Genomic DNA, 7,414 nt, shown 5'->3' on the forward strand with positions numbered 1-7,414 from the left:
TTTATGTAAAACGAATGTATTTTATTTTTGATAAAAATTGGCTTAGGTAAATATGATGAGTATACAGATAGATTGGCTGGCCTTTACGCCGATATCCTTGGTCGGGGGTCTGCTATTAGGGACATCGACCGTTGTTTTGCTATTGGGTATTGGGCGTATAGCCGGCATCAGCGGTATCGTGTCAAGCGTGCTAAAACCCAAACACATAGAGGTGTGGCAGATACTGTTTATCGCAGGGCTTATTGTCTCGCCTTTACTATATAGTCTGGTGCGACCACTGCCAGATATAGAGATCACCACGTCATTACCCTTGTTGCTCGTTGCTGGGCTATTAGTGGGTTTTGGCACGCGTTTGGGGTCAGGCTGTACCAGTGGCCACGGTATCTGCGGCAACGCGCGCCTGTCAAAACGCTCAATGGCAGCGACGGCGACTTTTATGTTGTTTGGTGTCGTGACTGTGTATGTGGGCAGGCATGTACTCGGTATGTTTTAAAAATGACTTAACGCAGTATAGACGGCTCGTTTTATCTATAACGGCTTGAATAAACAGATGAAGTATGAGGCACAATAATGCTAAAAAATATGATTGGATTACTGGCCGGTTTATTATTCGGCTTGGGACTGCTGATAGCAGGCATGACCGACCCTGCTAAGTTGCAAGGGTTTTTGGATGTCTTTGGCGCGTGGGATATCTCCTTGGCCTTGGTGATGGGTGGGGGGCTGCTAGTGGCGATCATCGGTGTACAGTTGGCCAAGCGGCAAAAAACCAGCTGGGCGGGCACTTTTATCTTATTGCCAAGTAAGACTGTGATTGACAAAAAGCTGCTAATGGGCGCGATGATGTTTGGTATCGGTTGGGGGCTTGTGGGTATCTGTCCAGGCCCAAGCATTGTGCTACTGGGGACAGGGCACTGGCAAGCGTATGTATTTGCCGCTGCTATGCTAGCAGGTATGCTCATCTATCAGTGGGTGGAGCCAAAGCTTGATTGAGCGCTGGTGACTTAAGTGACAATCCCCATATATCAAAACTTATGTATCAAAACTTATGCATCAAAAAGGTCAGCCTAACGATAGTCGTTAGGCTGACCTTTTTACAGTACTGATATAAAACGATTAATGGCTATGCTTTGGCACTGGCGGTGACTTTGGGTGTTTCGTGTGCCAGTGATTTGGCCGCTTGGCGCAGCTCGTATTTTTGTACTTTGCCCGTGCTGGTTTTAGGTATTTCAGCAAAGATAATGTACTTGGGCACTTTAAAGCCTGCCAAGTACTGCTTGCAGTGCTCCATCACATGGTCGCGCTGCAAGGTGCTACCAGCATGAATCTCGATAAAGGCCACGGGCACTTCGCCCCATTTGTCGTGCGGTGCGGCGACGACGGCGCAGCTTTGGATTTCAGGCATTTTGTATAAGACGTTTTCGACCTCGATACTTGAGATATTCTCGCCGCCTGAGATGATGATGTCTTTTAGCCTATCCATAATTTTGATATAGCCATCAGGGTATTTGACCCCCAAGTCACCGGTGCGGAACCAACCATCAGCAAAGGCTTCTTCGGTCGCTTTGCGGCTTTTTAGGTAACCTTTCATCACCATATTGCCGCGCAGGGCCAGCTCGCCCATCTCTTCCCCATCAGCGGCGACTGGCTCCGTGGTGCCTTGTTTAAACAGCTCAAAACCCGTCATCAGATGCGAGGTCACGCCTTGACGTGATTTTTTCTGGGCGCGACCAGCGACATCCAGCGTCTCCCACTCGTCTTGCTCAGCGCAGATGGTGACTGGCCCATAGACTTCGGTGAGACCATAAACGTGCGAGATATGAAAGCCCATGGCTTCCATCGCCGCCAGCATGGTCTCAGAGGGCGGCGCACCAGCGACCCAGCCTTTGACTTCATGAGTAATGGCTGCTTTATATTCAGCCTTGCCACCTGCGATCATGTTGTGCACCACAGGCGCTGAGCAGTAATGTGTCACTTGGTGCTTGGCAATCAGCTGCAAAATCAAATCTGCATCAATCTTGCGCAGGCAGACGTTGATACCGGCGCGCTCGGCGATGGTCCAAGGAAAGCACCAGCCATTGCAGTGAAATAGGGGCAGTGTCCATAGATACATCGGGTGCTTGGGCATATCCCAATCTAGAATATTGGAAACAGCGTTAAGCGTGGCACCGCGGTGGTGATAGACCACGCCTTTTGGTTTGCCCGTGGTGCCCGAGGTGTAGTTAAGGGCGATGGCATCCCACTCATCCGATGGACGTTCCCAGTTGTCTAGGTTGTCTGAGCTGGCGATGAGCTCTTCGTAGCTCATTTGACCAAAACGCTCAATATCGATCGCGGCATCTGTCGCATGAATGACGATAAGATTGGGAAAGGCTTCATCGATAATCTCGGCATGCTCAGCAAACTCACTGTCCAAGATCAATACTTTGGCTTCTGAATGCTGCAAACAAAAGCTAAGCGCATTGATATCGAGACGGGTATTAAGGGTACAAAGCACACCGCCTGACATCGGCACCCCAAAGGCGCATTCGACCATCGCTGGCGTGTTTGGCATCATCACCGCGACGGTATCATTCTTATCGATACCCAGTTTGCGCAGACCATCAGCCAGCTGACGACAGCGATCATAAGTCTGTTGCCAGCTCTGGGTGAGGTTGTTGTGCGTCAGATCGTCGTAGATAATGGCGGTTTTGTCAGGGTAGACCTGCGCGCTACGGATGATGAAGTCGATAGGAGTGAGCGGTTGGTGATTGGCAGGCGTTTTGCCAAGACCGGTATGAAAGTCTGTCATTAGGATAGTCCTTTATCGTATTTCTATAATGCGATGGTGCAAGGGATGAGCGAAGCGGCTGCTAAGTCAGCTCAACTCAAAGTCAGCTCAAAATAACACAGCGACGCCAATGTCATCGTATTACTGGTAAAACGCGACTCACGTGCGGTGCATTGGTCATCAGAGTTATTGGCTCAAAGCCTGCGCACTATTGATTGCAGCCGCATGGTGACAGCTGTAACGTCACTCAACGACAACGCTTACCACTGAATGGCGGCTGTCAGTAAACTGCCTAGCGTATCACTGAATGGCCCGCTAAGTAGGGTGAGTTTTGCGTCACAGGCGATAGGCTTTTTGTCTGATTGCTTGACCGACTGTTTGGCTGAGCAAAAAGCAGCGCCCCGCTATTATAGCCAATCGTACCGAAAATGGGGCAGGTTTTATGGCGGATGTTTAAACAAATGTCAAAAACCGTATTGTCCATCCATCGCGGCAATATATTGCCCACTCATCAGTCGCTTGTCCGCGTAGCTGATAATAATAGCGGTGTGTTAGGATATCAGCAATGCTCAATCCCGCAGCCTAGCTGATATAAAAGCGAAACTTTTGCATGCTCAGCCAGCTTAAAAGTAGTCTCACAAACCATTCATAAGGAAAATGATATGACAGCCAGCCGCACTGCCAAAACCATAGAAACTGCTCGCGCAAACGACCACTATCCACATCTATTCGAGCCATTAGATTTAGGCTTTACCTCCTTAAAAAACCGTCTGGTCATGGGCTCGATGCACACCGGCCTTGAAGACCGTTTTTATAATTATGGCAAGCTGGCGGCTTATTTTGCAGAGCGCGCAAAGGGCGGCGTGGCGATGATGATCACAGGCGGTATCTCGCCCAATCGCGAAGGCTGGTTGCTACCCGCTGGCGGCACCATGAATAGCAAAATGGACGTCATCAACCATCAGCGCGTCACCCGTGCGGTACATAAGTTTGATAGCAAAATAATCATGCAAATCTTGCACAGTGGCCGCTACGGTTATCATCCATTTATCGTGTCATCAAGTCCCATCAAGTCACCCATCACACCGTTTAAACCGCGTAAGATGAGTGTCAAAAACATCGAACAAACCGTCGAGGACTACGCACGCTGCGCCAAGCTTGCCAAGCAAGCAGGCTATGATGGTGTTGAGATTATGGGCTCAGAGGGCTACTTGCTCAACCAGTTTTTGTCTCGTCATGTCAATAAACGCAGCGATCAATACGGCGGTGATATCAATGGCCGTATGAAGTTTGCTGTCGATGTGGTCAAAGCCGTTCGTGCGGCGGTGGGCGAAGACTTTATCATTCTGTTCCGTTTGTCAGTGATTGACTTGGTCAAAGACGGCAACGTCATGGATGAGGTCATCACAGTCGCCAAGGCGCTAGAAGAAGCGGGCGTCACCATTATGAATACCGGTATTGGCTGGCATGAAGCGCGCGTACCGACTATCGTCACCAGCGTACCGCGCGCCGCTTTTGTCGACTTCACCGCTGAGATTAAAAAGCACATCAGTATCCCAATGATGGCAGCCAACCGTATCAACATGCCAGAGACGGCAGAGGATATCGTCGCCAGTGGTCAGGCGGATATGATTCAGATGGCGCGTCCGTTCTTAGCCGATGCGCACTGGGTTAATAAAGCCAAAAACGGTCAGACGGATCGCATCAATACTTGTATCGCTTGTAACCAAGCGTGTCTTGACCATACGTTCGAAAACAAACGCTCGACTTGTCTGGTCAATCCGCAAGCCTGCTACGAGACGGAATTGGTTTATAAGAAAACCAAAAATCCGAAAAAAGTCGCAGTCATCGGTGGCGGCGTCGCTGGTATGTCAGCGGCTCACGTCGCGGCATTGCGTGGGCATGACGTGACATTATTTGAAGCCAAAGACGTCTTGGGCGGTCAGTTTAACTATGCCAAAGTCATCCCTGGTAAAGAAGAATTTTTTGAGACCATTCGCTACTATATCAATGAGCTTGAGCACTTAGGTGTTGAGATTAAACTCAATACCAAAGTTGATAAAGACATGCTTGAGAAAGCCAAGTTCCATCATGTTATTGTCGCGACAGGCGTAGTCCCAAGAAGCCTTGAAGGCAAGCTAGAAGGTGCTGAGCTGCCACAAGTCATCAGCTATGCTGAGCTGCTATCGGGCGAAAAATCAGTTGGCGAGACGGTCGCAGTCATAGGCGCAGGCGGTATTGGCTTTGATGTCAGTGAATATCTGACGGCCAACCACGGTCAATCACTTGATGAAATCGGCCCTGACGCGCTAAAAGATCCAAGCTACCGCACCACGCCGCAGTCTATCAGCGAGTGGCGCGCAGAGTGGGGCGTGACCTCTGATACGAGTTACCAAACGGAGGGTGGCTTGATTAAGCCTGAAGCCATTAAGCCGGTTCGCCAAGTGTACTTGATGCAGCGCACTAAAGGCCGTCTGGGTAGCGGACTCAATAAAACCTCTGGCTGGGTGCATCGCGCCCATATCAAGTCACACGGCGTCATCCAAGTCGCAGGCGTACAGTATGACAAAATCACCAACGAGGGCATTTGGGTGACCAATGCCCAAGGTCAAAGTCAGCTGCTGCGTGTCGATAGCGTGGTGGTCTGTGCCGGTCAAGAGTCGGTCGTAGAGTTGATGCCAAATGTCGGCGATGCGCCAGACGCGCAGTATCATTTGATTGGCGGTGCAAAGCTCGCCGCTGAACTAGATGCCAAACGTGCGATTCGTGATGGCGCTGAGGTTGCGGCGAGTATTTAAAAGTTTAATTTTTGAATTAAAGTTTTAAATTGAAAGGACGGTAGGGGAGGGATCTCCTGCCGTTTTTTACTTCGTAAACTGTGACCCTTTTTAATTCTATAGGGGTTCTTCGATATCACCTAATGTGAGTCCCGTTTCTTGTGTGCTATAAATAACGATACCTTCATCGTCGATTTTACCATTCATAACCAATCTACCGATTCGATTACTGGCTTGTTGATTGCCTTGATCGGCGGCCTTTTGATACCACTCAAAAGCTTTATCATAATCTTGCGGCACACCATAACCGTTCTCATAAAGACCACCGATGTTAAGTTGTGCTAAATCTAACCCTTGATCAGCGGCTTTGGTATAGCACTCTAAAGCCTTGTCATAGTCTTGCGGTACGCCGTAGCCGTTTTCATAAAGAGTGCCAAGATTATTTTGGGCATCAAAGTCTCCATTGTCAGCTGCCAATGCATACCATTCAAAAGCTTTATCATAATCTTGCGGTACACTATAACCGTTCTCATAGAGACCACCCATATTAAGTTGTGCTACACCTACCCCTTGATCAGCAGCTTTTTTGTACCATTCAAGGGCTTTATCATAGTTCTGATCTACGCCCTTGCCAAAATAGTACAGTGAGCCTATATTATTTTGAGCCTTAAAGTCTCCATTATCAGCTGCTAACAAATACCGTTGCATTGCTTTTTCATAGTTTTGAGCAACGCCTACTCCATTTTCGTACATAACACCAAGATTAAATTGAGCATCAGAGTACTTTTGGTTAGCCGCTTCTTGAAACAGTTCAAAAGCTTTGTCATAGCTCTGAGGGACTGAGTCACCCTCAAAATAGGCAAGGCCAAGCTCGTATATTTCAGCAGGGGTGCTTTGATTAGATAATATAGGTGTGTTTGAAGACTCTGCTAAACAAGCAGAAGTTATTAAGCTACTGGATAGCACTGTCGCTAGCAATATAGATTGGGCTAAGTTATAAATTTTCTGTTGATACATTATAATTCCTTCGGAGAAATTTTTTTATCTATTATTTATTATCTGGCATTAGTATGACTATACTGTGGCTCATTTAAGTCATAACAAGGTAAGCTGTAATCGTACTTAAGCTCCACCAAAGTACGTGCTTTAAATAAATCAATAAGATAATCATTTTGCATGTCGGTCATATACATAAAAATGGTAGCTTTATCCTTACATAGAATATGGACACGTTTGGCTGTTTGATCAGATCTACTTGAGGTATTAGCTATATAATCGTTTTTGTCAATTTTATCAGTCATATCTACCCAGCCTTCTTTGAGAAGAAAGCCATGTAAATGTAACAGTCTATTCTTGTCAAACTCGGGGCTTGCATATCTGGATGTGTACCATACATCCCTATTAGAATGACTATTATCGCTTACTTTGAAGCTCATAAAATTAGCAATTTTATTAAGTTCGGATATGAGCCAGCTTTCTTTCTCAACCAATTCTTGTTGGTATATTTCAAGCTCTTTATTTGGTTCTAAGTCTACAGTCCATATAAATAAAATAATAACGAAAGCAATAAGTAAAATGTCGGATAATTTATATTGTTTGCCTCTTATTTTCACTGATTATTTTCCTACATACTCAATAATATTTTTCAAAACTAGGTTGTTTAATCTGTTCTAAATATTTCAAGTAGTTCACTAATTGCTCTCTATATTTCTCATTCGATTTAAATTTTGGAGATTCAACCCACTTGTTACGATTATGAATAATGGATTCTAAGGTATAGTCAGTCTAGAATAAAAGAGATACAACCCATATCATGAAACAGCTTAGGTAGATTATTCTCCATCCAGCCTTGACGTAGAAATTTTGCCTG

The 7,414-nt window shown here is 46.6% G+C and carries 6 protein-coding genes; 3 read left to right on the forward strand and 3 right to left on the reverse strand.

Annotated elements, in window-relative coordinates; translation table 11 throughout:
• The first annotated feature begins 55 nt into the window (after positions 1–55).
• Both J3491_RS09000 and J3491_RS09005 read left to right on the forward strand, forming a co-directional pair.
• Entirely contained in the window at positions 56–493 is a 438-nt protein-coding gene (locus J3491_RS09000; protein ID WP_100748759.1) for a YeeE/YedE family protein, read from the forward strand.
• 77 nt (positions 494–570) lie between these two features.
• Entirely contained in the window at positions 571–990 is a 420-nt protein-coding gene (locus tag J3491_RS09005; protein WP_172953035.1) for a DUF6691 family protein, read from the forward strand.
• Positions 991–1,120: 130 nt separating this feature from the next.
• Here J3491_RS09005 and J3491_RS09010 read toward each other — a convergent pair whose 3' ends face one another.
• On the reverse strand, positions 1,121–2,788 hold the full coding sequence (locus J3491_RS09010; protein ID WP_207969926.1) for an AMP-binding protein: 1,668 nt from the start codon (positions 2,786–2,788) through the stop codon (positions 1,121–1,123).
• A 641-nt stretch (positions 2,789–3,429) separates the two neighbouring features.
• On the opposite strand from J3491_RS09010, the gene J3491_RS09015 reads away from it, so the two are divergent.
• Entirely contained in the window at positions 3,430–5,565 is a 2,136-nt protein-coding gene (locus J3491_RS09015; protein ID WP_207969928.1) for an NADPH-dependent 2,4-dienoyl-CoA reductase, read from the forward strand.
• A 96-nt stretch (positions 5,566–5,661) separates the two neighbouring features.
• Here J3491_RS09015 and J3491_RS09020 read toward each other — a convergent pair whose 3' ends face one another.
• Positions 5,662–6,561 (reverse strand): tetratricopeptide repeat protein, encoded by a 900-nt coding sequence (locus J3491_RS09020; protein WP_100748763.1) that lies wholly within the window; start codon positions 6,559–6,561, stop codon positions 5,662–5,664.
• A 38-nt stretch (positions 6,562–6,599) separates the two neighbouring features.
• Positions 6,600–7,157 (reverse strand): hypothetical protein, encoded by a 558-nt coding sequence (locus tag J3491_RS09025; protein ID WP_075102233.1) that lies wholly within the window; start codon positions 7,155–7,157, stop codon positions 6,600–6,602.
• Positions 7,158–7,414 lie beyond the last annotated feature (257 nt).

Source organism: Psychrobacter halodurans, assembly GCF_017498075.1.
In the GTDB taxonomy this organism is placed as follows: Bacteria; Pseudomonadota; Gammaproteobacteria; order Pseudomonadales; family Moraxellaceae; genus Psychrobacter; species Psychrobacter celer.